Raw genomic sequence first — 26,418 nt, 5'->3', positions numbered from 1 at the left:
CCCGAAAACGGGTAGGCGACACCGGCCTGGTCGGCTCCCCCCGTACGCCGGCCGGTGATCGCCGGTGGCGTCGCTCTCCGGGCAACGAGGCCCGGAGAGCGACGACCACCGCGGGTCATGGGTTGGCGAAGGTCACCGTGACCGTCGAATAGCCCAGCCGGGCGAAGAGGCTCTCCAGCATGCGCTGCGTGTTCTCCCGGGCTCGCTCGTCCAGCCCGCTCGCCCGGGCCGCCTCGGTGATCCGCTGCTGGGCGAGCTGATAGACCTGCTGCTGCTTGGCGGGATCGTCGCGGAAGGCGTCACCGATCCGGTTGAAGAGCCCGCGCTCCTCGGCGACCACGTAACTGCGCTCCATGTCGAGAGCGGCCGTGGACTGCTGCGGGGCGGGCAGCCTCAGCTCGATCGTCTTCTTCTCCTCGTCCACCTTGAGCGCGTCACCGGCCAGGCCGCCGAAGTCGACATAGGCCTCGACGGTGCCCGAGCCGACGAACAGTGTCCGCCGGTTGATCAGGAAGTCGGGGATGTTGTCCCGGTTCTCCTGGAGATCGACGATGACCTGGAAGGTGCCGTCGGCGGCCACGAACCGCTCCAGGTCGCGCATGGACTCGAGGAGCACCGGCTGGCTGCGGTCGGTCGTCCGGTCGGCGAACGGGTTGTCGAAGGTGGGCAGCACGTTGATCGCGCGCAGCCCGAGGCAGGACGCCACCAGCAGGGCGAAGACAACGCCCACGAAGATCAGCAGCCGGGCGAACCCGCTGGGTCCGCGCTGAACGGCCGGGAATTCGCTGGTGGGCTCGGGGTCGGGGGATGCGGGGGCGGGCGATTCGGCCATGTCTAAACGGTACGGAGGGGGTACGACAATCCGCGACCGGAGCACCCGCTCGGACACCTCACCGCGCGAAAGCGTTCAAACCGGTCAGCTTCTGCCCGATCGACAGCTGGTGGATCTCCGACGTCCCCTCGTACGTCAGCACGCTCTCCAGATTGCTGGCGTGCCGCATCACCGGGTACTCCGCCAGGATCCCGTTGGCCCCCATGATCGTCCGGCACTGCCGAGCGATCTTGATGGCCTCCCGCACGTTGTTCAGCTTCCCGACGCTGATCTGCTCCGGCCGCAGCGGTCCGTCCTGCCGCTCCCGCCGCCGCCCCAGATGCAACGCCAGCAGGAAGCCCTTCTGCAGCTCCAGAGCCATGTCCGCGAGCTTGGCCTGGGTCAGCTGGAACCCGGCGATCGGCCGGCCGAACTGCTCCCGCGCGGCCGCGTAGTCGAGCGCCGTGTCCAGGCAGTCCCGGGCCGCCCCGAGCACACCCCAGATGATGCTGAGCCGGGCCTCGGTGAGGCAGGACAGTGGCGCCATCAGGCTGCGGGCGCCGGGCAGCCGGGCGCTCTCCGGAAGCCGGACCCCGTCCAGGGCGATCTCGCCGGTGCTGGACGCGCGCAGCGACATCTTGTGGCTGATCTCGCGGGCCGCGTAGCCGCTCACATCGGTCGGGACGACGAATCCGGCCACGCCCTTGTCGGCTCGCGCCCAGATGATCGCCACGTCGGCGATCGGCGCGTTGAGGATCCAGGTCTTCACGCCGTCGAGCACCCAGTCGTCGCCGTCCCGACGGGCCCGGGTGGACATGCCGGTCGGGTCGGAGCCGTGGTCCGGCTCGGCCAGGCCGAAGCAGCCGATCGCCCGGCCGGACGCCAGCGCCGGGAGCCAGGCGAGTTTCTGCTCCTCCGAGCCGTAGCGCCAGATCGCGTACATCACCAGGGAGCCCTGCACCGAGATCAGCGAGCGGATCCCGGAGTCGGCGGCCTCCACCTCCATGCAGGCCAGGCCGAGGGCGACCACCGACGAGCCGGCGCAGCCATACCCCGTCAGGTGCATGCCGAACAGGCCGGCCTTGCCGAACTCGACGGCCAGCTCCCGGATCGGGGCATCGCCGTTCTCGTACCACTCGGCCACGGCCGGACGAACGTGATCGTCGGTGACGCGGCGGGCGAGAGCGCGGGCGTCGCGCTCCTCATCACTCAGCAAATCGTCAAGATCCAGCAGGTCAAGAGGTCGAACACCCATGACCCAAGCTAACCGGCGGGCGTCCAACATCGACAGACCCGGATGAGATCAGACCTCCAGGACCAGCACCCGCGCGTGGATCTCCTTGCGCTGCTGCAGTGCCGCGCGCAGGGCGCGGTGCAGACCGTCCTCCAGATAGAGGGCGCCCTGATATTCCACGACATGGGGGAAAAGGTCGCCATAGAAGGTGGAGTCCTCGGCGAGGAGCTTGTCCAGCGCCAGCTCGCGCTTGGTGGTGATGAGGTCGGCGAGCCAGACCTTGCGCGGCGGAATGTCCGCCCACTCCTTGAGCGTGGTCTGGTGATCGGGGTACGGGGCTCCGTCCCGGACCGCTTTGAAGATCACGGCGGCTGCCCTTTCCGTGAGAACCGTATGCCAGCGTAACCCCGGGCCGGTCAGACCTCGCCCGCCGAAGTCCACCGGCCATGATGCACCACGGAGTCCACCGGACGGTGCCCGCGCCGCAGTGACGGTGACCTCTTGTCCTCGCCCCGGTACCCGATCGTCAGTGCTCCGATCGGGCGGAACTCCGGCGGCACCCCGAACGCCTCCTTGACGGCGTCCACCCGGCCGGCGGGCAGCCCGATGAAGCACGATCCGAGGTCCTCGTTGACCGCGGTGAGGTGCATGAGCAGGGCGGCGAACCCGGTGTCGATGTCCCAGAACGGCGCGGGCCAGCGTGACTCGTCACGATCCGCCCAGCCTTTGTCGGGCTGGGCGTAACGCTCCAGATAGGCCGATTTGTTGGACAGCGCCACGATGATCAGCGGCGCCGTCCGCATCCGGACCAGCCAGCCCCCGGCCGGCCCCTCGGCATCCGCGGTCGCCGCCCAGAACCGGTCCCGATCGGCCCGCGCGGTGAGGACCAGGAAACTCCAGCCCTGCGAGAAGCCGGCCGACGGCGCCCGCAGGCCGTGCCGGACGATCTTGTCGACCAGCTCCGGCGGGACCGGGCGGTCCGGGTCGTAACCGCGCACCATCCGCCGCCGGCGGATCACCTCGTCGAACTCCATCAGGCCCGGATGCCCCAGGACGTCGACCAGGCGGTGCCGGGCTGAAGGACGACCAGGTCACGCCCGGTCCGGAAGGCATCCGGCGGGCAGGTCATCGGCTCCACCGCGACGGACCGGCGGAACCGCTCGCCGTGCAGGGTGTCGGCGGTGAAGACCTGCCAGTAGCGGTACTTGTCGTCGGCCCAGACCACGATGCTCCGGCCGGAGGCCGGGTCGGACAGGGTGACCGCGGTGATCCCGTCGGGGCCGAAGTCGATGTCCCCGAAGGTGGTGTCCAGCACCAGGTCACCGATCCGGCGGGGCTCACTGAAGTCGAACTCGGTCCCGGCGATCTTGGAGGCGCCGATCGGCAGCAGCCGGTTGTCCGCCAGGATCCGCGACCTCGCCGGCACGTGGAGCACGGTGTCCTCCACGGTCACGCCAGGCAGACGCAGGTATGGGTGGACCGAGTACCCCCAGGGCGCGTTCGACTCCGAGGTGTTCACCACCTCCTGCACCGCCCGGAGCCCGTCGGCCGACACCGACCAGCGGTTACGCAGGCGCAGCGACCACGGGTAGCCGACCTGGGCGGGCAGGTCGTACTCCAGCGTGACCGCGTCGGCGGTCTGCTCGACGGCGTGCCAGCGGGACCAGTTGACCAGCCCGTGGATGGCGTTGTGCCGGGCCGGCTCGGTGAGCGCGAGCTGGTACGACCGGCCCTCGAACTCGTATTTCCCGTCCCGGATCCGGTTGGGCCATGGCGCCAGGATCTGCCCGGCCGAGCCTGGGGCGATCTCGTCCTCGCCGAAGCCGTCCAGCAGCTCGGTGCCGTCGACGGAGTACGCCCGCAGCGTGCCACCGATCTCGGTGACGACGGCGCGGTGCCCCGCCGCCTCGATCGACCACTGGATCCCGGACCTCGCGGCTGACTCTGCGCTCATACCCGCGACATTATCCGGCGTCCACCCGCTCCGGCTCGGACTGGTAGCGGATCAGCGCGGGCGAGGTACACGCGAGCACCACGGCCAGTCCGGCGGCGACGAACCCGCCGCCCACCCAGGACGCGCCGACGCTGGTCAGGTCGGCGGTGGCCCCGGCCCGCAGGTCACCGAGGCGGGGTCCACCGGCCACCACCACGGTGAACACGCCCTGGAGGCGGCCGCGCAGCCGGTCCGGCGCGAAGGTCTGCATGATCGTCTGCCGGTAGACCGCGCTGACCAGGTCGGCCGCGCCGGCCAGGGCGAGCATCAGCACCATCACCCACAGGTGGTCGGCCAGCCCGGAGAGGCCGATCGCCACACCCCAGCCGACCACCGCGACCACCAGGGCCAGCCCCTGCCGGCCGATCCGGCCGATCCAGCCCGAGGTGAGCCCGCCGATCATCGCGCCGATCGCGATCGCGCTGTACAGCCAGCCGACCACCGAGCCGCCGCCGAACTGGACCGCGACCGCCGGGAACAGGGCCCGGGGCATTGCGAACACCATGGCGATCAGGTCGATGACGAAGGAGAGCAGCAGCACCGGCTGGGTGGCCAGGAACCGCAGGCCGGCGAGGATGCCGCGGAGTCCGGCGCTGGGCTTCTCGCCGTGATCCTCGTGGGCCGCGGGCGGAATGTCCGGCAGCCGCCAGGTGGCCCAGAACGTGACGGTGAACATCAGGACGTCCACCGCGTACGCCACGGTCACGCCGGTGCCGGTGGACCAGACGCCCATGATCACGCCGGCCGTGAGCGGACCGAGCACCCCACCGGCCGTGATGGTCGTGTAGTTCAGTGTGTTGGCGGCCGGGACCAGGCGCTCCGGGACGATCCGCGGCACGATCGCCTGCCGGGCCGGGGAACTGACCGCGAACCCGGCCGACTGCACCGCGGTGAGCGCGAGCAGCAGGTGCCCGCTGCGCACCCCGAGCAGCGCCTGGATCAGCAGCGCCAGCGTGCCGGCCCAGGTGATCACCGAGCTGCACAGCAGCAGTTTGCGCCGGTCCACCACGTCGGCCACCGCGCCGCCCCAGAGACCGAAGATCAACAGCGGGACCAGCCCGGCCACGCCGAGCAGGCCCACCCAGGTGGGCGATCCGGTGATCGCGAACATCTGCACCGGTACGGCCACCGCGGTGAATTGGAAGCCGAAGTACGACGCGCCGTTGCCGATCCAGGTCCGCCGGAACGTGGGCACACGCAACGGCCGCGTGTCGATCATCCAGGACCGCGGCCGCCGGGTGGCCTGACTCAAGGCGCCAGCCTCTCCACCGCCCAGCCCGGACCGGTCGCGCGGTAGCGGAGGCGGTCGTGCAGCCGGCTGGTCCGGCCCTGCCAGAACTCCACGGCGTCGGGCCGCACCCGCAGCCCGCCCCAGTGCGGCGGGGCCGGCACCGGACCGGTCCCGAACCGCTCGGCCACCGCGGCCAGGCGATCGTCCAGCGCCTCCGGCCCGGGCAGCACCGTCGACTGCGGGCTGGCCCAGGCGCCGAGCTGGGAGCCGCGCGGCCGGGAGGCGAAGTACTCCTCGGTCTCCGCGCGCGAGACCCGCTCGACCGGGCCGGTCACGATCACCTGCCGCTGCATCGGAAACCACGGGAAGACCAGGCTCGCGTACGGATTGGCGGCCGTCTCCCGGCCCTTGCGCGACTCGTAGTTGGTGAAGAAGACGAAACCGCGGTCGTCGTACCCCTTGAGGAGAACGGTCCGTGCCGAGGGACGCGCCCCGGCGTCCGCGGTGGCCACGATCATCGCGTTGGGCTCCGGCAGGCCGAAGGCCGTCGCGTCGGCGAACCAGCGCCCGAACTGCTCCGGCCAGGTGGCGGCCAGAACACTCTCGGTCAGCGGCGGCCACTCCCCGTAGTCACGGCGCATCCCGGCGGGTGACGGTGCTTCAGCCCCCATGCCGCTCCCTCGCTCTCGGCCCTTCCCCGGCGCAAACTACTGAGGTAACCCCGGGATGTGAAACGAACCGTAAATCCCCCACCGCGAATCGTCAGTTGAACCAGGATGGGTGTCATCCAGAGCACAATCGCGATGGGTCGACCATGCCGTTACCCGGCGGGCAAGATGAATGGCCCACCGCAGTTCGGTTCCACAGGGAGTGCCGTGACCGACTTCAAGCCGGGGCTCGAGGGCGTCATCGCGTTCGAGACCGAGATCGCCGAGCCCAACCGTGACGGTGGCGCCCTGCGATACCGCGGCGTCGACATCGAGGACCTGATCGGGCAAGTCTCCTTCGGCAACGTCTGGGGACTGCTGGTGGACGGCCGGTTCGGCCCGGGGCTGCCACCCGCCGAGCCGTTCCCGGTGCCGGTGCACTCCGGGGACATCCGGGTCGACGTGCAGTCCGCCGTCGCGATGCTGGCGCCCTACTGGGGCCTGTCCCAGATGCTCGACATCAGCGACGAGCAGGCCCGCCGCGACCTGGCCCGGGTGTCGGTGACCGCGCTGTCCTTCGTCGCCCAGGCGGCCCGCGGGCTGGGCCTGCCGGCCGTCCCGCAGAAGGACATCGACAAGGCCGAGACCATCGTGGAGCGGTTCATGCGCCGGTGGCGTGGCGAGCCGGACCCACGGCATGTCAAGGCCGTCGACGCGTACTTCATCTCCTCCTGTGAGCACGGTCTCAACGCGTCCACCTTCACCACCCGGATCGTCGCCTCCACCGGCGCCGACGCGGCCGCCTGCATCTCCTCCGGGATCGGCGCGCTCTCCGGCCCGCTGCACGGCGGGGCGCCCACCCGGGTGCTGCACATGATCGAGGCGGTCGAGCGCAGCGGCGACGCGGCCGGCTATGTGAAGGACCTGCTGGACCGCGGTGAGCGGCTGATGGGCTTCGGCCACCGGGTCTACCGCGCCGAGGACCCGCGGGCCAAGCTGCTCCGCCGGATCGCGAAGGACCTGGGCGCCCCGCGCTTCGAGGTGGCCGAGGCACTGGAGCGGGCCGCGCTGGCCGAGCTGCACGAGCGCAAACCCGACCAGCATCTGTGGACGAACGTGGAGTTCTGGGCCGCCGTGGTGCTCGACTTCGCCGAGGTCCCGGCGCACATGTTCACCTCGATGTTCACGTGCGCCCGGGTGGCCGGGTGGAGCGCGCACATCCTGGAGCAGAAGAAGCTCGGGCGGATCCTGCGACCGGGTCTCCACTATGTGGGACCGGAGCCACGGAAGCCGCAGGAGGTCGAGGGCTGGGATCAGCTCCCGCATAATGTGTGATCGTGGCTGACATCCGGATCCCCGACACGATCAAACCCGTAGACGGCCGTTTCGGCTCGGGCCCGAGCAAGGTCCGTCCCGAGGGTGTCGAGGCGCTCTCCGCGGTGTCCCGCACCTTCATGGGCACCTCGCACCGGCAGAGCACGGTGAAGGACCAGGTGGCCCGGCTGCGCCGCGGTCTGGCCGAGTTCTTCTCGATCCCCGACGGATACGAGGTGATCCTGTCCAACGGCGGGACCAGCGCCTTCTGGGAGGTCGCCACCTTCGGCCTGGTCCGGGAGAAGGCCCAGTTCGCCGAGTTCGGCGAGTTCGGCGCCAAGTTCGTGCAGGCGGTCACGGACGCGCCCTTCCTGGCCGAGCCGACCGTGCACCGGGCCCCCGGCGGCCAGGCGTCGTTCTTGCGCGCCGAAGCCGGCGCCGACGTCTACGCCACCGTGCAGAACGAGACGTCCACCGGTGTGGCCGTCCCGGTCCGCCGGGTCGAGGGCGCCGACCCGGGCGCGCTCCTGCTCACCGACGCCACCTCGGGCGGCGGCAGCCTCGACGTCGACGTCCGGGAGACCGACGTCTACTACCTGGCCCCGCAGAAGGCGCTCGGCTCGGACGGCGGGATCTGGCTGGCCCTCATGTCGCCGGCCGCGATCGAGCGGGCGTACCAGATCAAGGCGTCCGGGCGGTACATTCCTCAGTTCCTGGACCTGGTGACCGCGATCGAGCAGTCCCGACTGGAGCAGACCTACAACACTCCGGCGCTGGCCACCGTCTTCCTCGCCGCCGAGCAGGTCGACTGGATGAACGCGCAGGGCGGTCTGTCCTGGGCGGTCAAGCGGAGTGCGGAGAGCGCGGCGGCGATCTACGGCTGGGCCGACCGGTCGTCGTTCGCGCAGCCGTTCGTCACCGACCCGGCGCTGCGCTCGGCCGCGGTGGCCACCATCGACTTCGAGGGTGTGGACGCCGCTGCCATCGCGACGGTGTTGCGCGCCAACGACGTGGTGGACACCGAGCCCTACCGCAAGCTGGGCCGCAACCAGCTCCGCGTCGCCCTCTACCCGACCGTCGACCCGTCCGACGTGACCGCTCTCACAGCCTGCATCGACTATGTGGCCGAACGTTTGGGTTAGTCATATTGACGGCGCTCCGGGCGTACCGATAAAGGTTGAAGGAAGCCGCCGGCGGAGAACGAAGATCATCTCCGCTGGTCAGCAGTTTGACGGCGTGGCTTACCCCCATCGGGTGACCAAGGGGCGTACCGTGTTCCGAAACGCGCCCGGGTGAATGACTCTCGGGAGCACAGGCCAACGCGACGAGACGGAGGCAACGCATGCGGCCGGTACGCTTCGTCGCCCTCTCTGAAGACGGTCAGGCTCTCGTGCTCGCCGACGAGGTCGGGCGCCTGCTGGCTCTCCCCATCGACGAGCGTGTGTCCGGGGTCCTCACCGAGGGTCCCGCGGCTCCCGGCACGGCCGTGGCGGTCCTGTCCGCCGAGTCGGCGCCCTCGCTGTCCCCGCGTGACATCCAGGCCCGCATCCGGTCCGGCGAGTCCGCCGAGGATGTGGCCCGCATCGCCGGTGTCCCGGTCGACCGGGTCCTGCGCTATGCCGGCCCGGTGTTGCAGGAGCGGGCCATGCTGGCCCAGCACGCTCGCCGGACCAGGCTGAAGACGTCCGACTCCGGTCAGCCACTGTCCGAGGTGGTCGACAGCCGTCTCGCGCAGCACGGCATCGACACCGAGAAGATCTCGTGGGACGCGTTCCGCCGCGACGACGGCACCTGGCGCATCGTCGCCACCTGGCCGTCCGGCAAGGCCACCGCCCAGGCCATCTGGGATCTGGACAAGGGCCGTCAGGTGGTGTCGCCGCACGACGACATGGCTCAATATCTGTGCGCCGAGCGCCCCACCCAGATCCTCGGTCAGGAGCCCGCTCCCGAGCGCGGCGGCCACGGTCTGCCCGGTCCCGCCCGGAGCACCGAGCCGAGCCGTGGCGGCCACGGTCTGCCCAGCGCCGACCCGGCGCCGTCCCGTTCGGGCCGTGACCCGATCCGTGCCGGCCGTGACGCGCTGCTGGCCTCGCTCGACCGGCCGCTCGAGGGTTCGTCCGGCCGTGGCCTGGAGCCGGCTCCCCGCCGCCCGGTCGCCGGGGGCGCCGCGGCGCTGATGGGCGGTGGTTCGGGTTCCGCCTTCGACGACGACGCCGACCTGCCGAAGGAGGTGCCGGCCGTGCCGTCCCTGGCGGTGCTGCGCCCGCGCCGCACGGTGGGCCAGAGCACCTCGGCCAACACCGAGTCGGAGGAGAGCAACAAGCCGCGCAAGCGTCTCCCGAGCTGGGACGACGTGTTGTTCGGCGGCGGCCCGGCGGCCCGCGAGTCGTCCTGACCGGCCCGCGCCTCTTCGTCGCCGTCTTCCCGTCCGCGGAGGCCCGCGACCATCTGCGCCGTCACCTGCCGCCGCACGCCGCCCGCCGCCCGGACAAGTGGCATGTCACCCTGGCGTTCCTCGGCGACGTGCCGGAGGAGCCGGTCGTCGAGGCCCTGACCACGGTTCCCGGTCCCGGCCCGGTGCGTCTGCACCTGGCCGGCAGCGGGCGGTTCGGCTCGGTGCTCTGGGCCGGTCTGCTCGGTGATCTGGAGCCGTTGACGGCCTTCCGCGAGCGGGTCCGGGTCGCGCTGACCGAGGCCGGGTTCCCGATCGACGGGCGGCCGTTCCACCCCCATCTCACGATCTCCTACCGGTTCGACCGCCGCGTCGTGGCGGCGCTCGCCGACTACTCCGGACCGTCCTGGGAGGTCGACGAGTTCTCCCTGGTCAGCAGCGTGGACGGCGAATATCACCGGCTCTGGGCCGGCCCGCTCTGACTCCTCAGGCGGACGGGCCGGTCTCCCGGCGCAGGATCAGGCCGGCCGCCTCCAACGTGGCCTCAACGCGGAGCCGCTCCAGATCCAGGTCCGAGCCGGTCAGCGACTGCAGGCGCTCCGGGACGCCCAGGCAGCGGCACGCCATCCGCAGGTAGGTGTCGTAGGCCAGCATGACGGCGTTGAACAGCGCCTCCGACTGCGCCACCAGCCCGCTTCGCCGCTGCTGGTCGAGACGGCGCAGCTCGTACGCGATCCGCTCGATCGGCGGCGGGCGCAGCGCGGCCAGGCGGGACGGGTCCCAGCTCTTCATCCCGCGCTCGAGGCGCCGCAGCGAGGCACGTTCGTGGCGGCCTCGCGGGCCCCGCTCGACCCGGCGGCGGGACCGGCGGGCCAGGTGGCGTTGGGCGGCGCGGTCACGGCCGTTACGGGCGCGCAGCTCGCGGCGGCCCCGGCGGGTGAGCAGATGGCGCAGGTCGGACGCCTGGCCGCTGAGCATGATGGTGGCGGCGCACGGCAGGATCAGCAGCGCCGAAAGCGCCGCCGACAGCACAGCGAGATGCGCGATCGCCACGGTTAGACGCTAGGCCCTGTCCGGCCAGGCGGGAATACCCGTTTGGTGGACCCGGCCTGCCGACCTTGCCGGGATCCCGGAGAAGTCCGGGATCGGCGGACCGATCAGACGTTCACGCCGGAACCGGAGTGCGCGAGCGGTTCGGCGTGCGCGCGGGACGCGCTCCGCGGCCGCGGAACCACCGGGGTGACGGCCAGCCGGATCCGCCGGCTCGGCCGCCTCTCGATCCGCAACCGCTCGCCGCTGGCCCGCAGCTGCCAGGCCAGTGCGCCCAGCGCGGCCACGAAGCTGACCAGACCGGCCGCCCAGATGCTCGACGGCACCCCGAAATGCTCACCCCACCAGCCGGAGAGCGTCGCCCCGATCGGTGTCGTACCGAGGAAGACCAGCACGTACAGGGCCATGACCCGGCCCCGGTACTCCGGGTCGACGCCCATCTGCACCCGATGGTTCGCCCCCTGGGCCAGGTAGATCGAGAAGAAGCCGGTGGGCACCAGCAGCAGCGCCGCGACCGCGAAGTTGGGCGCGAACCCGACCGCGAACTCGAACACCCCGAAGAACAGCGCCGCGCCGATCACCTTGTAGACGCCGGGGCGGGTCCGGCGGCGGGTGCCGGCCAGCGCGCCACCCAGCGAGCCGATGGCCAGACACGTGGTGAGCAGGCCGAACGACGACGGGCCGGCGTTGAACTCGATCTTCGCGAGGGCGGCCAGCGTGACCGGGAAGTTGAAGCCGATCATGCCGATCACGGCCATCATGCCGATCGGCAGCAGCAGGTCGTGCCGTTTGCCGACGTAGCGCAGGCCGTCGATCACCCGGGCGTCACCGCCGGCCCGGCGGTCGGTGCCGTGCAGCTCGGCGGGGCGCATCCGCAGGTAGGTGAAGACCGGCGCGACCGCCAGCACCGTCGAGATCAGGAACACCCCGGGCGTGGCGAGCACCGCGAGCAGCACGCCGGCCAGGGCCGGGCCGCTGATCCGGGCGATGTTGAAGGTGGCCGCGGAGAGCGCCAGCGCGTTCGGCAGCAGCCGCAGCTCGACCAGCTCGGAGACGAACGCCTGCCGCACCGGGGTCTCCACCGCGTTCGCGATGCCGAGGAACAGCGCGGACACGAACACGTGCCACAGCTCGACCACCCCGGCCGCGACCAGCACCGCGAAGAGGATCGCGAAGGCGGCGAAAGCGGCGTTCGCCGCGACCAGCAGCTTGCGCTTGTCGTACCGGTCGGCCAGGCGGCCACTCCAGAGGGTCAAGACCATCACCGGTACGAACTGAAGCGCCGTGACCATGCCCAGTGCCCCGGGTGAGTCGCCGGAGAGCTCGAGTACCAGCCAGTCCTGGGCGGTGAACATCATCCACACCCCGACCAGCTTCACCAGCTGCCCGCCGGCGAACAGTCGGTAGTTCGGAACCCGCAGGGATAGGAATGTGGTGTTCAGGGCTGCCCGCACGCGGTATGCGCCTCCTCGGTCGTACGCGTCATCCTCGTGTGATGAAGCGAGCGACCTCGGAAGGGCGGGGTCAGCCCCGGGCGACCCGCTGCAGGATCTCCGCAGCGTGTGCCAGGGTGTCCCGTTCCTCGGGGGTGAGCCGGTCCAGCTGGACGGCGAGCCACTCGTTACGGGCCCGCTCGTGCAGTGCGTAAACCGCCCGGCCCTCGTCCGTGGCGGCCAGGATCACCTGGCGCCCGTCGGTCGGATGCGGCGTACGCGCGACGAGCCCGCGCTCCTCCAGCTTTCCCACGATCTTCGTCATCGTCGGGGGCTGGACGCGCTCCACGTCGGCGAGCTCACGCGGAGTCAGCGCGCCGGCCAGCTGGAGGCTGGTCAGCGCGGACAACTGACTGAACGTCAGATCACCCACGGGGCGGGCCTGCCGGACCCGCCGACTGAACCGGATGATCGCATCCCGCAGCGTCTTGGCCAGCGATTCCGCTGTCGTGCGCTCCGTCGTCATCACCCGCTCCATCACGGTCCTTAGCCTAGCTAATGAGCATGGCTAACGACATCCGATTATCCGTATGACAGCCGTCACCGGGCACGCTAGCGCACCCGGTTGACGGCCGAGAATCCTCAGAGGATCCAGGACTCCAGCGGACCCCTGGTGAAGTACAGGACGAACAGGGCGGCGATGCCGTACATCATCGGGTGGATCTCCCGCGCCCGGCCGGTGGCCACCTTCAGGACGACGTAGGTGATGATCCCGGCCCCGATGCCGTTGGAGATCGAGTAGGTGAACGGCATCAGCGTGACGGTGAGGAAGGCCGGCAACGCGATGGTGTAGTCCGTCCAGTCGATCTGCCGGACCGCGGTCATCATCAGGAAGCCGACCACCACGAGCGCGGTCGACGCCGCCTCGAACGGCACCACCTTCACCAGCGGCGCGAAGAACATCGCCACCAGGAAGAGCACACCGGTGACCACGCTGGCCAGACCGGTCCGGGCGCCCTCACCGACGCCGGACGCGCTCTCCACGTACGACGTGTTGCTGGACACGCTGGCCGCGCCACCGGCCGCGGCGGCGATCGAGTCGACGAGCAGGATCTCGGTGGACCGCGGCGGCATGCCGTCGGCGTCGAGCAGCCCGCCCTCCTGGCCGACCGCGACCATCGTGCCCATGGTGTCGAAGAAGTCCGTCACGAGCAGCGTGAAGACGAACATCAGCGCGACCAGCGGACCGGCCGTCGACCACGAGTCGAGGACGTTGAACTTCCCGATCAGCGACAGGTCGGGAGTGTCGATGATCCGCTCGGGCAGCGCCGGCACGTTCAGCGACCAGCCTCCCGGCTTGACCACGGCCGGGCCGAGACCGGCGATCGCCTCCACGATGATCGCGATGACCGTGGTGCTCAGGATGCCGATCAGGATCGCGCCCTTGACCTTGCGGACGAACAGCACCAGCGTGATCATCAGGCCGACCACGAAGACGAACGTGGGCCAGGTCACCAGCTTGCCGCCGAGGCCCAGCTCGACCGGGACGGTGGTGTTGGCGGCGTCCGGCACCCGGTGCACGAACCCGGCGTCGACCAGGCCGATGATCATCAGGAACAGGCCGATGCCCACGCCGATCGCGGTCTTCAACTGCGTCGGCACCGCCTTGAACACCGCGGTACGCAGCCCGGTCAGCACCAGGATCGCGATCAGCACACCCTCGATGACCACCAGGCCCATCGCGTCGGCCCAGGTCATCTCGGGCGCGATCTCGTACGCCACCAGGGCGTTCACACCGAGGCCGGCGGCCAGCGCCAGCGGGAACCGGGCGACCACCCCCATCAGGATGGTCATCACACCGGCGACCAGGGCGGTACCGGCCGCGAGAGCCGCGATCGGCAGCCTGGCGCCGGCCCCGTCCACGCCACCGGCCAGGATCAGCGGATTCAGCACCACGATGTAGGCCATCGTGAAGAACGTGACGAAGCCGCCACGCACCTCGCGGCTCATCGTCGAGCCGCGCTTGGATATCTCGAAGAACCGGTCGAGGGCCTTCTTCGCCGTGCCGGTGCCCGGTTCGCTCTCTACAGACATGGGACCTTCCGAAAGGGGGCGCATGAATGAACGCGCGCATGCTTTCAGATGCAACTACCTCGGTAAAAGCCGTGCGATGTTACAACTCTCACGCGCTGCGCCGATGCGATCCGTAATGGCCGTACCCTGGCGGAGTGAGTGACCTGTCTCCCGCCACGCACGCCGGCGACCCGCTGCCGGCCCTCACCGTGGTGACCGGGACGAAACCACGGCCCGCACCACTCGATCCCCCGATGGTCCCGTTCGCGCTGGCCGGCGTCGCCGCCTTCGCCGTCGCGACGTTGATCACATGGTTCACCGATGCGCCCGACCTGTGGTTCCAGACCTGCCTGGCCGGGCTGCTGTGGGGCATCCCGGGCACGCTGACCATGGTCGTGCACGACCGGAACAGGCGGCGCCGCCGGGCGCTGACGCACCCGGAGTTCACCATCGACGGCTAGCTGTGGCCGTAATCCTCGGCCGGCTCGCCGGACTCCACCGAGCCGTGCCCGCGGCTGACCGCCACGGCCTCCACCTCGCTGTCGTCGTAGACCGTGGGGAGCTCGTCGACCGGCTGCTCGGCCGCGCTGAGCAGCGCCTCCGAGTGGGCGCCGCAGCCGTGGTCGGCGCTGACCGCCCGGCCGTCGTCCGGCGCGTACAGATTGCCGCAGACGCCGAACATCTGCCGCATCGTCCCGGCGAGCGGAAGGTAGAAGCCGCAGGTGCCGCAGCGGGCGTTGCGCGGGGCGGCCGCGGAGATCGGCGCCTCCGGGCCGGCGTCGCCGTCATACCACCGCTGGGCCGTCTCCATCCGGCCGTCCTTGGACATCACCCGGGACCGGCCGAGGCCCAGCTCCCAGGACACGTCCTCGACGGCCGCGTCGTCACTGAGCACATAGCCCGGGGTGAGCCGCTCGTCGTCGGGCGCGGTCGGCATCAGGTCGCCGACACCCAGATCGCCCGGCTGCACCCGCTCGTTCCACGGCACCCAGCCGGGGGCGAGCAGCGCGTCCGGCCCGGGCAGCAGCACCGTCTCGCAGACCGTGACGTGCCGGCTGCGCGGGACGCGGGTCACCGTCACCGCCCAGCGCCAGCCCTGGTAACCGGCCAGATGGCTCTCGAAGAAATGGGTGACGACCCGATCGGCCTCGGCGACGGCTTCGAGATGCTCACCGATGTCGCTGGGATCCACTTCGGTGATGGCGCCACGGGCCACCCCGACAGCATCGGCACAGACCTGGTCGAGTCGGGCGGCGCGGGTGGTGGTCCTGGAGGTCACCCGCCCATTGTTGCCTACCGAACCCGGGTCCCCGCAACGACTCCCCAGATAGACCGGCGCGGAACCGGGCGCGGGTCGCCCGCATCAGTCAGGATGGTTCCCATGCCGCTGCTTCCCACTCTCGGACGCACCGTCGGCACCGGCATCAAGGCCGCCCGCCTGCTGGTGCGCGGCTCGGTGCGCGGCGGCGCCTGGGCCACCCGCCGCGTCGGCTCGGCCCGCGCCCGCGGCGCCGCCAACGAGATCGGCATGATCCGGCTCTTCGACCTGCACGCCGTCTCGTGCGCGGGCGACGCCCTCATCGCGATCGGCCTGGCCGGCACCATCTTCAGCGTCCCGCTCGGCGAGGCACGCAGCAAGGTGGGGCTCTACCTGCTCATCACGATGGTCCCGTTCGCGCTCCTCGCACCGATCGTCGGGCCGCTGCTCGACCACTTCCGCCACGGCCGCCGGTATGCACTGGCCGCCACCTTCCTGGGCCGCGCCTTCCTGGCCTACGTGATGTCCGACAACCTGCTCGGGTGGGGTCTCTATCCGGCGGCCTTCGGGGTGCTCGCGCTCTCCCGGGCGTACGGGGTGGCCCGCTCCGCCGCCGTGCCACGCCTGCTGCCGGAAGGTGTCGGACTGTCCCAGGTGGGCGCACGAGCCAGCGTCTACGGCACCTTCGCGGGCATCCTGGTGGCGCCGATCGGCCTGCTCGCCTTCAAATTCGGGCCACAGTGGCCGCTGCGGGTCGCGACTCTGATCTTCCTCATCGGCATGGTCGTGTCGCTCCGCCTGCCGCCCCGCGCCGACTCCGACCCGCCCGAGGAGCTACCCCGTGCCTGGCACACCGTGCTGCGCATGGGCCGCGGCGGGGACCGCCCGCTCTCCGGCCCCCTGGTCGTCGCCACCCTGATCGGCAGCAGCAGCCTGCGCCTGCTCTACGGCTTCCTGCTGCTCTTCCTCACCTTCGCGATCATGGGCGGCCAGCTGACCACCTCGGTCCTCGGCGTGGAACTCGCCCGCGGCGCCGCGGTCGGCCTGGTCGGCGCCGCCCTGGCCATCGGCACCTTCATCTCCACGGCGGCCGGCACCGGCCTGCGCATCCGCCGACCCCTGGCCCTCCAGTCCAGCGGCCTGATCGTCACGGCCGGCGTGGCGGTGCTCACCACGATCTTCTACAACCTCGCGACGGTCACGCTGCTGGCGCTGCTCACCGCGATCTTCAGCGGCATCGCCAAGCTGTCCGTGGACGCCAGCATCCAGGAGCGGGTCCCGGAACGGCAGCGGGCCACCGCCTTCGCCCACTCGGAGACCGCACTCATGCTGGCCTGGGTGGCCGGCGGCGGCCTCGGCATCATCCCGTTCGACGGCCGCCTCGGCATCGGCTTCGCCGCCCTGCTCGCCGTCCTGGCCGCGGCCCGGGCCGCCTGGTCGGCCGCCCGCCTGCACAACGAACGCCTCGCGGGCCGCCCCGACGCCCTCCCCCTCGACCCCGACACCCTCTCTCTCAACCCCGACGTCGAGCCGGACCAGGACGGCACTGGCCCCACCCCCGGCGCCCGCCGGACCACGGACCCTCTCCGGCCATCCCGCCGCGCCGACCCGGACACCACCGATCCAGACACCACCGGCCCCACCCCGGGCACCCGCCGGACCACGGACCCTCTCCGGTCCTCCCACGGCGCCGACCCGGACACCACCGATCCGGACGCCCCCTGGACCCCGACCACCATCCGCCCCGAGCCGACGAGCGGGTCGCGGCCCACCCCACCCAGCCCCGGCGGTGACCCGGCCCGCCGCACCACCGCGAAGTCACCCCGCGCGGCCGGCCCGACCTCCCGAACCCGCAAGGTCGCGGCCGCCACACCCACTCCTCGCCGCCCGGCCGACGCCGACTCCGGCGACACCGAGCGGCTCGGTCCCCCGTCGACCGGCCGCCGCTGGTGGGGAGCAAAACGCAAGACCACGGCAACCGGCCCCGAACCCGAGCCGGCCGGTGCGGCCCGCCCCACCGCACGCACCGAGAGCCGCGACTGGGACGACCTCGCCGACGACGAGCCCACCACCCGGAATCCGGCGGCACCCCCCGGATTCCACGTCTACCGGCCGTCCTCCGCCCCACGCGACGACCCCGAATCGTGACCTGGCCACCACAGCCCACACGCCGCACCCTCAGGCAACGCCACCCCACACGCCGCACCCTCAGGCAACGCCGCCCTCACACGCCGCACCCTCGGGCAACGCCACCCCCACACACCGCGATCTTGGGTGTTAAGAGGCCTCCGCGAGTCTTTTGCTTGGTTGGCCGCGGCATGACGTCAAGCACCGCATCGGGTGAACCGCCGCCGAGGCAATACGGGGGCATATTGCGTTGAAAGCACCTTTTGTCTTCTGGTCAGCGCCTCATAGGGTCCGTTTTACGCGCTTTGCCCGGCAGCTTTTCGCGATCTTGGTGAGTTGCCCACCTCTGGAGGTGGGCAACTCACCAAGATCGGCCCCGCCGCCCTCCCCTCGGTCGAGGGATTGCGGAAATGGGCGCGGACAGCCAAGAAGGAGGCTCCCGCGAGTCGACCAAAGCCCAAGATTGAAGATGCAAACTTGGATCTTGAGGATTGGGATACCTCCAAGAAGCACCCAGCACTCAAGATCAGGACCGCGTCCGAGCCATGGCCCGGAGAGCCTCACCGCACGACATTGAGGCGGCGGGCAGGACGGAAGCAACACAGCCCTGACTTAAGGACCGGAGAGCGCGAGAACAACATAAAGGCGGTGGACGGGGGCGGGAGTGCACGAGCACGACATCAGGCGAATGGACCGGGCGGAAGCTCACGAGCACGACATCAGGCGAATGGACCGGGCGGAAGCTAACGAGCACGACCGAAAGCCAGTGGACCGGGGCGAAAGTGCACGAGCGCGACATCAAAGCCGGTGGACCGGATCGAAGCGGACGATCGCCACACCAAGTCAGTGGCTGGGCGGAAGCGCACGATAGCAACATAAAAGCGGTGGGCGGGCTGAGGCGCACGCTAGCAACATAAAGGCAGTGGGCGGGCTGAAGCGCACGACCGCGACATAAAGGCGGTAGGCGGGCGGAAGCGCGATCCCGACTTGGCGAAACGCTGCAGACCGCACGAGACTGATCCGGTGAACGGCGAGGACCTGTGACCGCGTACCCCCTCCTGATCGTGACCGCGGTGGCCGCCGAGGCCGATGCCTTCCGCGCCCACCTCGACCCGGACCGTGCCGTGGTCGAGGCCGTAGGCGTCGGGCCAGCCGCCGCCGCCGCCGGGACCGCCCGCCTGCTCGCCACCGGCCACTACCGCGCGGTGCTCAGCGCCGGCATCGCGGGCGGTTTCCCCGGCCGGGCCCCGGTCGGCAGCCTGGTGATCGCCACCCGCAGCATCGCCGCCGACCTGGGTGCCGAATCCCCTGACGGTTTCCTCCCGATCGAGGAGCTCGGCTTCGGCAGCAGCGCCCTCGACGCCGATCCCACCCTTGTCAAGGCCCTGGGGACCGCCCTGCCCGAGGCGATCCCCGGCGAGATCCTCACCCTCGCCACGGTCACCGGCACGGCGGAGACCGCCGACCGCCTGGCCACCCGCTTCCCCCTCGCGGCGGCGGAGGCGATGGAGGGGTACGGCGTCGCCGTCGCCGCATCCGGAGCCGGCCTGCCCTTCGCCGAACTCCGCGCCGTCTCCAACCCGGTCGGCCCCCGCGACCGCGCCGCCTGGCGCCTGGCCGACGCGTTCGCCGCCCTCCGCGCCGCCACTCCGGCCCTCAACGCACTCCCTTGATCAAAACCCTCCCCGGTACGCCGAAGCCCGCCCTCCTGCCCCTCAACGGACGGCCCCGCATCCCTGAACAGCACGGCCAGCCGACCAAGCCCCACCGGCCGGCCGTGGGGGCTGCCTCAACCCCGCGAGACAGACAGCACTGAGAACCAGCCAAGAAGCACGAGCTGGCCGGGAGGGCTGTCTCGAGCGGCACGAGACAGTACAGAACCAGCCGCGAACCACCAGCTGGCCATGAGAGCTGTCTCAAGCGGCACGAGACAGCACTGAGAACCAGCCGGGGAGGACCGGCTGGCCGGAAGAGCTGTTCCGAGCGACACGAAACAGCACTCAGAACCAGCCGGGGAGGACCGGCTGGCCGGGAGGGCTGCTTTGGGTGGGCGCGCGACAGCGCTGACGGAACGGCAGGGGCTGGGGTGTCTCGGGGCTGCGCGGGCCGTACCGGAGAAGTGTGGCGGTTTGCAGGGAAGTGACCTGATCGCGGGCTTCCCGGATCCTGATCGTGAGGGCCGCCGAGTGGATCATTTACATCGACACTGTTGCCGTCGGGGGCCGTGGGCGGCATGCTGCGCTGAACGAAGGATGTGACCGGGAACACCGCCGCCGACTCCGAAGCGAGGCTCGATGAACGACGTCAGCGGCACCGCAATGTCGGCGGGAGCCCGGGCCCGGCTGATCGGCGCCGGATATGCCGCGCAAGGGCTCGGCTACGCGACGGTCGTGACGGCGCTGCCGGAGTTCAAGGACCGTCAGGGCATCGACGACACGTTCGTTTCGGCGATCCTGCTGCTGGTGTGCGTCGCGGCGGCGGGCGGCTCGGTGCTGGCTGACCGGATCGCCGCCCGGTGGGGCAGCCGGTACGCGCTCGCCTCCGGCCTCCTGATCGTCGGTCTGGGCCTGGCCGGGACCACCTTCCGGTCACCGAACGCGGTGTTCGCGGCCATCCTGCTCGCCTACGGGGTGGGCCTGGGCGCGGTGGACGCCTCGCTGAGCATGCAGGGTGTGCTGGTGCAGGCCCGCCTCGGGCGCAGTGTGATGAGCCGGCTCTTCGCCGCCTACACGGCCGCGGCCATCGCGGCGGCGCTGCTCATGTCGGCGGTGCTGGCCGGCGGCGTGGGGGCGGCCGTGGCGGTGGCGGTGGCGGCGCTGTTCGCGATCGTCGTGGGGCTGGTGGGCTGGCGGCTGTTCGAGCCGGGGCGCACCCTGCGGTCCGCGGTCGCGCATGCCGGGGGCGGTCAGGGCGTACGCAGGATCGTGGTGGTCTGCGGGATGTTGATCTTCACGGCGTTCCTGGTGGACTCGGCGGTCAGCACGTGGAGTTCGGTCTATCTGAAGGACTCGCTGGCCGCGGCCGCCTCGGTGGCGCCGCTCGGGTACGCCGCCTACCAGGGTGCGGTGCTGGTCAGCCGGCTGGTGGCCGACCACATGACGCCGCGGGCCGGGCGGGTGCCGCTCGCGATCGGTTCCCTGGTGGTGTGCGGTGTGGGCTGCGGTCTTGTGGTCGTGCTGCCGGCGGTGGGCGCCGCGGTGGCCGGGTTCGCGATCGCCGGCATCGGGGTCGGCGTGCTGGTGCCGCTGGCCTTCAGCGCGGCCGGTGAGGCGGCTCTGGCCAGCAGCGACGAGGTGATCGCGAAGGTGAATCTGTTCAACTACGGCGGCGCGCTGGGCGGGGCGGTGCTGATCGGGACACTGTCCGAACCGATCGGGTTGCGCTGGGCGTTCCTGATCCCGGTGGTTGCGGTGATCGCGACCCTGCCGCTGGCCCGCCGTCTGGCCAACCTGACGGTGACCGCGCCGACGGTCGACAAGGCGCTGGCCTGACGCCGACCACGCCAGCAGTCGACAAGGCGCCGGTCTGAAGGTGACCGCGCCGACGGTCGACGAAGCGCCGGCCTGACGCTGACCGCGCCAGCGGTGGACAAAGGCCGCCGGACCGGCGGTGGGCGGCAGCAGAGGCATAAGCTGGCGCCGTGCCGAAGCTGGTGGATCACGACCTGAGGCGGGCGGAGCTGCTGGCGGCGGCGTGGCGTGTGGTCCGGGCGCGCGGTGTCGAGGGCACCACCACCCGGGCGATCGCCGACGAGGCGGGTTGTTCGCTCAGCGTGCTGGCCCACTTCCTGGGCGGCAAGGACGACATCCTGGTGGCCGCGCAGCGGGCGGTCTACGACCGGATCGTGGAGCGCGCCTTCCGGATCGGTGGTGACCTGTTCGGGCTGGACGCGTTGCGCGCCGCCCTGGAGGCGGTGCTGCCGATCGACGAGGAGCGGGCCGCCGACGCGCATGTGAACGTGGCCTTCGCCGGGGCGGCGCTGTCGCATCCGCGGCTGGCCGAGTCACGCCGTGCCTCGCACCGGGAGATCCGCGGCCACCTGCGGACCTGCCTGCGCGAGGCGCGCGAGTTGGGCGAGCTGCGCGCGGGGGTCGACGACGAGGCCGTGATCGACGATTTCATCATCCTGGTCGAGGGCAGCACCCTGCTCAGCCTGGTGGACGGCTGGGCGGAGGAGGGACGCGCCGAGCGGCTGTCCCGCCTCGCCACCACATTCACTGATCAGTTGCGTGGCTGAGCCGCGATCAGATCCCGATACCAGAACCAAGAATCCTTTTTTGTACGCTCAAGCGTCGAAAAATCAACGTAAATGAGCCCGAAGCGTTCGTCGTACCCCGCGGCCCACTCGAAGTTGTCGATCGCCGACCAGACGTAGTATCCGTCCACCCGTACCCCGGCGGTGATCGCGTCCGAGACCGCACGCAGGTGCGCGTCCAGGTAGGAGATTCGCCGCTCGTCGTGGACCCGGCCGTCCGGCCCGGGCGGCGAGTCGTGGAACGACGCCCCGTTCTCCGTGATGATCACCGGAGGCAGGTCCGGGTACCGGTCGCGCAGCGTCACGAGGATGTCGGTGAGCCCGGCCGGCACGACGGCCCACCCGAAGTCGGTCCGCTCGTCGCTCTTGACCGGCACCGGCGAGAACGGCATGTCCGCCGGGATGTCCACTTCGAGCACACCGGAGTAGTCCTTCCCCGCCTTCGGCGCCTCGATCATCGTGGGCTCGTAGTAGTTGACCCCGTAGAAGTCGAGCCGCGCCCGGATCAGTTCGAGGTCCCGGTCGAGCTGGGCCTCCGGCACCCCGACTCCGGCCCGGATCAGCTCGTCCGGATAGTCGCCGAGCAGAATCGGGTCGGAGAAGGTCCAGTTGGTGAGCGCCGAGAAGATCGCCGCCGCCTCGACGTCGGCCGGATCGTCACTGGCCGCCGTGACCGGGAAGTGCTGCTGCGCGACCCCGATGGACCCGGCCCCGTGGGTACGCAGGACCTGCACCGCCAGCCCGTGCGCGAGCAACTGGTGGTGCGCCGCCGGCAGGGCGCCCAGTCCGAGTCCGCGGGCCGGGGCGTGGTCGGCGAGCGCGTACCCGTACAGGGTGTGCACGTTCATCTCGTTCATGGTGATCCAGTCCCGGACCCGGTCGCCGAGGCACAGCACGAGGGCACTGGCGTGGTCGGCGAGCCGGTGCGCGGTGTCCCGGTTCATCCAGCCGCCGGCGTCCTCCAGTTCCTGCGGCAGGTCCCAGTGGTAGAGCGTCGGCATCGGGCGGACCCCGGAGGCGAGCAGCCTGTCCACGAGCCGGTCGTAGAAGTCGAGGTCACCGGCGAGCACCCGGGGCCAGGAGAACGAGAACCGGTAGTCGTGCACACCGGCCTCGGCGATGAGGTCGACGTCCGAGGCGTACCGGTGGTAGTGGTCGCTCGCCACCCGGGCGTCCTGGCCGTGCCGGACGGCTCCGGGGCGGGCGGTGAAGGTGTCCCAGATGCTCGGGCCCTTGCCGCCCGCGTCGGCCGCGCCCTCGATCTGGTACGCCGAGGTGGACATGCCGAACCGGAAACCGGGTGGGAACTGGGGGTACACGGTGTTTCCTTTCAGCGCAGCGCCCGCAGGCGGGGCAGGAGCGCCAGCGCGGCCAGCGCGATGGCGGCGGTGAGCAGGTAGAGGGTGGGATAGCCGCCGAGGCCGGTGACGATCGGCGCGGCCAGCACCGGGGCGAGCAGTTGCGGCAGGGTTCCGGCGACGTTGGCGACGCCGAGCATGGTGGCGCGGGTCTCGGCGTCCGGCAGGACGTGGGTCATGACCGCCATGTCGACCGCGATGTAGGCGCCCCAGCCGACCCCGACCAGCACCGACGCCCCGATGACCACCGGCACGACGGGGACCAGGGCCATCAGCGCGGTGCCGAGGGCGAGCAGGACCGCGCCGGCCGCAACGAAGACCTTGCGCCGTTCCCAGCGGTCGGACAGCACTCCCCCGGCGAATCCGGCGATGCCCGCGAAGAGCACGTTGACGACGGTCACGATGAGCACCCAGGTGGCCGCGTCGCCGACGCGCACCCGGTCCGACAGGTAGTAGAGCAGGTAGACCAGGACCAGGGCGTTGACCAGGTTGAGCAGGAAACGGATCAGCCAGGCCCAGGCGAACTGCCCGCCCGGCCACGCCCAGTGGATCCGCTCGCGGGCGGAGACCACCGGTACGTCCCGGTAGACGAGCAGCAGCGCCCCGCCGAGCGCCGGGACAGCGATCGCCACCGCGACGTAGCCCCACGAGCCGGCGCCGACGGCGACCGCGATGGCGGTGCCGAGCACCACGCCGACGATCTGGGCCACCCCGAAGAGGGCGCCGACCGTGCCGCGCTGGTTCTCCGGCACCCGGTCGCCGATCATCGCGGCGAGTGCGGCGAGCGGCCCGTTCAGCCCGACCTGGACGAGGATCCAGCCGGTGGCCATGGTGCCGGTGGTGTCCGCGCCGGAGAGCACGAGCAGTCCGGCGACCCCGGTGACGGTTCCGGCCAGGAAGATCGGCCGGCGGGCCCGCAGCCGGTCGGAGAGGATCCCCCACAGCGGGTTGGCGACCATGGAGGCCGCCGCTCCCCAGGCCGTGACCAGGGCGAGCAGCGCCTCCTTACCGTCGTCACCGGCGAGGCGGGCGGCCTGTTCGGGCAGCAGGATCTGGATCGGCCCGAACCAGCCGGCCGCGATCCCGATCATGGCCAGCGCGTAGGCCGTCATCCAGCGACGGCCCACGCGCGCCTCGACAAGGGTCACGCACGCGCCCTTTCCCACATCACCGTGTACGCCTCGGCGCCGCTCAGCAACTGCGACCGGAGCAGCGGCCCGTCGGATCCGGCCTGGTTGATCAGGTCGGTGACCCAGTCGGCGTAGAGGCCGTACTGGGCGACGCCGTCGGTGTTGAGGTCGAAGGTGCGGGTGCCGTAGACCTGCCGGGTGACGGTGGTGCCGTTGACCGCGGTGAACGGGTAGGTGAGCGGGCTGGATCCGGCGTTCAGACGGGGCGCGGCCTGCGTGCCCAGCCCGTTCACGTCGGTGCCCACGCCGTACCCGGTGATCTTGGAGCCGTTGGCGAGGGCCCGATGGGTGCGCCATTCGTCGAGGAAGGTGCCGGTGCCCTGACCGTCGTCGGTGGCCGAGAACGCGTAGCTGGCCACGAACCCGCCGAGCCCGAGGAGGCGGTTGACCATGGAGGGGTCGGACCAGGTGTGCACCGAGGTGACGCCCGGGTAGCCGGCCCGCTCGGCGAGATCGAGGACCGCCGACGCGGTCTTCACCCCCATGTGGTCGAGGTGGATGATCATGCCGCGGGCCATCATCGCTTCGACGAGGTACGTGCCGAGCTCGGTCAAGCCGCGCGTGTTGCAGATCTTCCCGCTCGGGTAGACCGGCAGGACCGTCCCGGCCGGCAGGCTGATCCCGAGTGCGAGCAGCTTGGCGATGTCGTCGCTGACCAGCGGCTGCTCGTTGTCGGACGGCCCGGTGCAGCTGGTCGCCTGCCACCAGTGGCCGGTGGAGATCAGGTTGCCGACGTTGACGGCCGCGCCGGTGACGCCCTCGTCGAAACGGGTGCCGCCGAACGCGTTGTCGAACTTGTGCACCGGGTAGAAGCCGCTGACACCCATGCTCTCCAGCTCGTCGAGCCCGGCGTCGATGTCGGCCGTGGTGCACTGCGGCACGCCCTTGACCTCTCGGCAGCCGAAGATCTCCGAGTTCTCCACGCCGATGGTGACCGCGAGCTTGCCCTGCGCGGCGATCTGCCGGACCTGTTCCGGGGTGGTGGCCAGGCGGAACCAGCCCCTACCCGGGCCGCCGCTGCGGGCGTCCACGTAGTCCTGCATCTTCCGGAGATAGGTGGACTGTGCCCTGATCTGGTCCATCTCGTCGCAGGAGGTGTGCTCCGCGGTCAGCCCGCAGATCACCCGGTTGGCCACCAGCAGCACGTTGAGCACCCGCTGGCCGGACTGCCAGGCCCGTTCCAGGCTGCGGAAGTAGGACGCCTCGTGCAGCATCGTGTCGTGCTGCGGCCAGTCGCCGAAGGTGGGCCAGCCGTCCTCGGCCGAGCTGATCGGGTCGGTGCCCGCGATGATGGCCTCCAGCAGGGCGCCCCAGCCGAGAGTGGCGTGCGAGGCACAGCCTTTCAGCGCGACCGGGGCGCCGCCGGCGGCGTAGGCGTCCCCGCAGTGCAGCGACCCGCCGAACGCTTCCGCCGCCGTGATGTGGGCGTGCGCGTCGATCCAGCCGACCAGCCGGCCCTGCGCGTCGACGCCGGCGGCCGGGGTGCCGCTCACGCCGGTGGCGATGTCCGGGATCGAGGCGCAACCGGTCGCCGGGGTGAGCACGAAGGTGGAGCCGCCGGCGCCGAGGCCGCCCAGGTAGTTGCCCATCTGCTGCCCGGTGGCCGTGGACACCAGCCGGTACTGGCCGTCGGCGGCGCTGACCGTCCAGTCGGCGCGGTCGCCGTACTCGGAGCCGGCCCAGACCCAGCCGAGGACGCTCTGATAGATCGGGGCGCCGGTCGAGTCGCGCACCTGGTAGCGGCCGAGCTGGGTGGCCTCGAAGCGGAACTTCTCGGCGCTCGACGCGGTGCTGGTGAACCCGTACCCGACGCTGTCCTTGAAGACGTACCTGTTCGAGGTCTTGAGGGTGACGCACGCACCCTCGAGATCGTTTGCCGGCGCCCAGTTCGCGGCTCCGTAGGCGGGCGCGGGCAGCCCACCGACGAGGCCGAGCACCAGGACGCCGGCGACCAGCGAACGAGCCACGCGGCACCCCCTTGGTAGATCATTTGATCCGACAAGGCGGAGTGTAAGAACGGTCACACCTCCGAGGCCAGAGGGAGACGTGAAT

At 71.0% G+C, this 26,418-nt stretch carries 24 protein-coding genes; 9 read left to right on the top strand and 15 right to left on the bottom strand.

Going from position 1 to position 26,418, the window contains the following annotated elements; genetic code table 11:
• Window positions 1–115: 115 nt before the first annotated feature.
• The 7 genes from IEZ13_RS34810 to pdxH are packed head-to-tail and all read right to left on the bottom strand — an operon-like array spanning window position 116 to window position 5,940.
• Window positions 116–832 carry a DUF4230 domain-containing protein gene (locus tag IEZ13_RS34810; RefSeq protein WP_183225315.1) on the bottom strand — a complete coding sequence of 239 codons (717 nt, stop codon included), beginning with the start codon at window positions 830–832 and terminating at the stop codon, window positions 116–118.
• A 58-nt stretch (window positions 833–890) separates the two neighbouring features.
• Window positions 891–2,066, bottom strand: a complete 1,176-nt coding sequence (locus IEZ13_RS34805; RefSeq protein ID WP_183225316.1) for an acyl-CoA dehydrogenase family protein — start codon at window positions 2,064–2,066, stop codon at window positions 891–893.
• A 48-nt stretch (window positions 2,067–2,114) separates the two neighbouring features.
• Window positions 2,115–2,411: a type II toxin-antitoxin system VapB family antitoxin gene (locus IEZ13_RS34800; RefSeq protein ID WP_183225317.1), complete on the bottom strand. Its 297-nt coding sequence runs from the start codon at window positions 2,409–2,411 to the stop codon at window positions 2,115–2,117.
• A 50-nt stretch (window positions 2,412–2,461) separates the two neighbouring features.
• Window positions 2,462–3,079: a nitroreductase family protein gene (locus tag IEZ13_RS34795; protein ID WP_183225318.1), complete on the bottom strand. Its 618-nt coding sequence runs from the start codon at window positions 3,077–3,079 to the stop codon at window positions 2,462–2,464.
• Window positions 3,079–3,999, bottom strand: coding sequence for an aldose 1-epimerase family protein (locus IEZ13_RS34790; protein ID WP_183225319.1), 921 nt, complete (start codon window positions 3,997–3,999; stop codon window positions 3,079–3,081). Before IEZ13_RS34790 ends, IEZ13_RS34795 begins: the two co-directional genes overlap by 1 nt.
• A 10-nt stretch (window positions 4,000–4,009) precedes the next feature.
• Window positions 4,010–5,257, bottom strand: a complete 1,248-nt coding sequence (locus tag IEZ13_RS34785; RefSeq protein WP_183225487.1) for an MFS transporter — start codon at window positions 5,255–5,257, stop codon at window positions 4,010–4,012.
• A gap of 29 nt (window positions 5,258–5,286) precedes the next feature.
• Window positions 5,287–5,940, bottom strand: a complete 654-nt coding sequence (gene pdxH, locus IEZ13_RS34780; RefSeq protein ID WP_183225320.1) for a pyridoxamine 5'-phosphate oxidase — start codon at window positions 5,938–5,940, stop codon at window positions 5,287–5,289.
• 204 nt (window positions 5,941–6,144) lie between these two features.
• Between pdxH and IEZ13_RS34775 the strand changes: the two genes are divergently transcribed.
• The 4 genes from IEZ13_RS34775 (at window position 6,145) to thpR (ending at window position 10,104) form a co-directional block, all read left to right on the top strand.
• On the top strand, window positions 6,145–7,251 hold the full coding sequence (locus tag IEZ13_RS34775) for a citrate synthase 2 (RefSeq protein ID WP_183225321.1): 1,107 nt from the start codon (window positions 6,145–6,147) through the stop codon (window positions 7,249–7,251).
• 2 nt (window positions 7,252–7,253) lie between these two features.
• Window positions 7,254–8,372 carry a phosphoserine transaminase gene (gene serC / locus IEZ13_RS34770; protein ID WP_183225322.1) on the top strand — a complete coding sequence of 373 codons (1,119 nt, stop codon included), beginning with the start codon at window positions 7,254–7,256 and terminating at the stop codon, window positions 8,370–8,372.
• A 200-nt stretch (window positions 8,373–8,572) separates the two neighbouring features.
• Window positions 8,573–9,625, top strand: coding sequence for a septation protein SepH (gene sepH / locus IEZ13_RS34765; RefSeq protein WP_183225323.1), 1,053 nt, complete (start codon window positions 8,573–8,575; stop codon window positions 9,623–9,625).
• Window positions 9,574–10,104: an RNA 2',3'-cyclic phosphodiesterase gene (gene thpR, locus IEZ13_RS34760; RefSeq protein WP_183225488.1), complete on the top strand. Its 531-nt coding sequence runs from the start codon at window positions 9,574–9,576 to the stop codon at window positions 10,102–10,104. The genes sepH and thpR overlap by 52 nt, the downstream gene beginning before the upstream one ends.
• A gap of 4 nt (window positions 10,105–10,108) precedes the next feature.
• On the opposite strand, the gene IEZ13_RS34755 is transcribed toward thpR, so the two are convergent.
• The 4 genes from IEZ13_RS34755 to IEZ13_RS34740 all read right to left on the bottom strand — a co-directional run bounded on the left by IEZ13_RS34755 (window position 10,109) and on the right by IEZ13_RS34740 (window position 14,199).
• A complete protein-coding gene (locus IEZ13_RS34755; protein ID WP_183225324.1) occupies window positions 10,109–10,675 on the bottom strand; it encodes a hypothetical protein in 567 nt (188 codons plus the stop codon).
• A gap of 104 nt (window positions 10,676–10,779) precedes the next feature.
• Entirely contained in the window at window positions 10,780–12,126 is a 1,347-nt protein-coding gene (locus IEZ13_RS34750) for an MFS transporter (RefSeq protein ID WP_183225325.1), read from the bottom strand.
• Between the two features lie 70 nt (window positions 12,127–12,196).
• The gene (locus IEZ13_RS34745) at window positions 12,197–12,631 is read right to left on the bottom strand and encodes a MarR family winged helix-turn-helix transcriptional regulator (RefSeq protein WP_183225326.1); all 435 of its coding nucleotides are present in this window, start codon (window positions 12,629–12,631) and stop codon (window positions 12,197–12,199) included.
• Between the two features lie 116 nt (window positions 12,632–12,747).
• A complete protein-coding gene (locus IEZ13_RS34740) occupies window positions 12,748–14,199 on the bottom strand; it encodes an NCS2 family permease (RefSeq protein WP_183225327.1) in 1,452 nt (483 codons plus the stop codon).
• A gap of 134 nt (window positions 14,200–14,333) precedes the next feature.
• On the opposite strand from IEZ13_RS34740, the gene IEZ13_RS34735 reads away from it, so the two are divergent.
• Window positions 14,334–14,639: a DUF2530 domain-containing protein gene (locus IEZ13_RS34735; protein ID WP_372441920.1), complete on the top strand. Its 306-nt coding sequence runs from the start codon at window positions 14,334–14,336 to the stop codon at window positions 14,637–14,639.
• On the opposite strand, the gene IEZ13_RS34730 is transcribed toward IEZ13_RS34735, so the two are convergent.
• The gene (locus IEZ13_RS34730; RefSeq protein ID WP_221246041.1) at window positions 14,636–15,505 is read right to left on the bottom strand and encodes a DUF3027 domain-containing protein; all 870 of its coding nucleotides are present in this window, start codon (window positions 15,503–15,505) and stop codon (window positions 14,636–14,638) included. The genes IEZ13_RS34735 and IEZ13_RS34730 overlap by 4 nt on opposite strands.
• 54 nt (window positions 15,506–15,559) lie before the next feature.
• Here IEZ13_RS34730 and IEZ13_RS34725 point away from each other — a divergent pair, with 54 nt between their 5' ends.
• The 4 genes from IEZ13_RS34725 (at window position 15,560) to IEZ13_RS34710 (ending at window position 21,800) form a co-directional block, all read left to right on the top strand.
• The gene (locus tag IEZ13_RS34725) at window positions 15,560–17,584 is read left to right on the top strand and encodes an MFS transporter (RefSeq protein ID WP_183225329.1); all 2,025 of its coding nucleotides are present in this window, start codon (window positions 15,560–15,562) and stop codon (window positions 17,582–17,584) included.
• Window positions 17,585–18,603: 1,019 nt separating this feature from the next.
• Window positions 18,604–19,236, top strand: coding sequence for a futalosine hydrolase (locus IEZ13_RS34720; protein WP_183225330.1), 633 nt, complete (start codon window positions 18,604–18,606; stop codon window positions 19,234–19,236).
• Between the two features lie 621 nt (window positions 19,237–19,857).
• Entirely contained in the window at window positions 19,858–21,054 is a 1,197-nt protein-coding gene (locus IEZ13_RS34715) for an MFS transporter (protein WP_183225331.1), read from the top strand.
• Window positions 21,055–21,203: 149 nt separating this feature from the next.
• The gene (locus IEZ13_RS34710) at window positions 21,204–21,800 is read left to right on the top strand and encodes a TetR/AcrR family transcriptional regulator (RefSeq protein ID WP_183225332.1); all 597 of its coding nucleotides are present in this window, start codon (window positions 21,204–21,206) and stop codon (window positions 21,798–21,800) included.
• Here IEZ13_RS34710 and IEZ13_RS34705 read toward each other — a convergent pair.
• Genes IEZ13_RS34705 through IEZ13_RS34695 form a run of 3 tightly spaced genes read right to left on the bottom strand, consistent with a single transcriptional unit; the run spans window position 21,785 to window position 26,333 of the window.
• Window positions 21,785–23,137, bottom strand: coding sequence for a GH1 family beta-glucosidase (locus IEZ13_RS34705; protein WP_183225333.1), 1,353 nt, complete (start codon window positions 23,135–23,137; stop codon window positions 21,785–21,787). The two genes, IEZ13_RS34710 and IEZ13_RS34705, sit on opposite strands and share 16 nt — an antisense overlap.
• A gap of 11 nt (window positions 23,138–23,148) precedes the next feature.
• Complete coding sequence (locus IEZ13_RS34700; RefSeq protein WP_203834037.1) at window positions 23,149–24,324, bottom strand: MFS transporter; 1,176 nt, start codon at window positions 24,322–24,324, stop codon at window positions 23,149–23,151.
• Window positions 24,321–26,333 (bottom strand): amidohydrolase family protein, encoded by a 2,013-nt coding sequence (locus IEZ13_RS34695; RefSeq protein WP_183225334.1) that lies wholly within the window; start codon window positions 26,331–26,333, stop codon window positions 24,321–24,323. Before IEZ13_RS34695 ends, IEZ13_RS34700 begins: the two co-directional genes overlap by 4 nt.
• Window positions 26,334–26,418: the final 85 nt, after the last annotated feature.

The organism is Actinoplanes campanulatus (genome assembly GCF_014647795.1).
Taxonomy (GTDB): domain Bacteria; phylum Actinomycetota; class Actinomycetes; order Mycobacteriales; family Micromonosporaceae; genus Actinoplanes; species Actinoplanes campanulatus.
The sequence above is the reverse complement of the archived record's forward strand: the minus strand, read 5'-3'. Positions and strand labels throughout refer to the sequence as shown.

What these genes read in the sequence shown, in the direction of transcription:
- IEZ13_RS34810 (WP_183225315.1), bottom strand. Translation starts at nt 832, where the DNA reads ATGGCCGAATCGCCCGCCCCCGCATCCCCCGACCCCGAGCCCACCAGC.
- IEZ13_RS34805 (WP_183225316.1), bottom strand. Translation starts at nt 2,066, where the DNA reads ATGGGTGTTCGACCTCTTGACCTGCTGGATCTTGACGATTTGCTGAGT.
- IEZ13_RS34795 (WP_183225318.1), bottom strand. Translation starts at nt 3,079, where the DNA reads ATGGAGTTCGACGAGGTGATCCGCCGGCGGCGGATGGTGCGCGGTTAC.
- IEZ13_RS34790 (WP_183225319.1), bottom strand. Translation starts at nt 3,999, where the DNA reads ATGAGCGCAGAGTCAGCCGCGAGGTCCGGGATCCAGTGGTCGATCGAG.
- IEZ13_RS34785 (WP_183225487.1), bottom strand. Translation starts at nt 5,257, where the DNA reads ATGATCGACACGCGGCCGTTGCGTGTGCCCACGTTCCGGCGGACCTGG.
- pdxH (WP_183225320.1), bottom strand. Translation starts at nt 5,940, where the DNA reads ATGGGGGCTGAAGCACCGTCACCCGCCGGGATGCGCCGTGACTACGGG.
- sepH (WP_183225323.1), top strand. Translation starts at nt 8,573, where the DNA reads ATGCGGCCGGTACGCTTCGTCGCCCTCTCTGAAGACGGTCAGGCTCTC.
- IEZ13_RS34745 (WP_183225326.1), bottom strand. Translation starts at nt 12,631, where the DNA reads ATGACGACGGAGCGCACGACAGCGGAATCGCTGGCCAAGACGCTGCGG.
- IEZ13_RS34740 (WP_183225327.1), bottom strand. Translation starts at nt 14,199, where the DNA reads ATGTCTGTAGAGAGCGAACCGGGCACCGGCACGGCGAAGAAGGCCCTC.
- IEZ13_RS34725 (WP_183225329.1), top strand. Translation starts at nt 15,560, where the DNA reads ATGCCGCTGCTTCCCACTCTCGGACGCACCGTCGGCACCGGCATCAAG.
- IEZ13_RS34715 (WP_183225331.1), top strand. Translation starts at nt 19,858, where the DNA reads ATGAACGACGTCAGCGGCACCGCAATGTCGGCGGGAGCCCGGGCCCGG.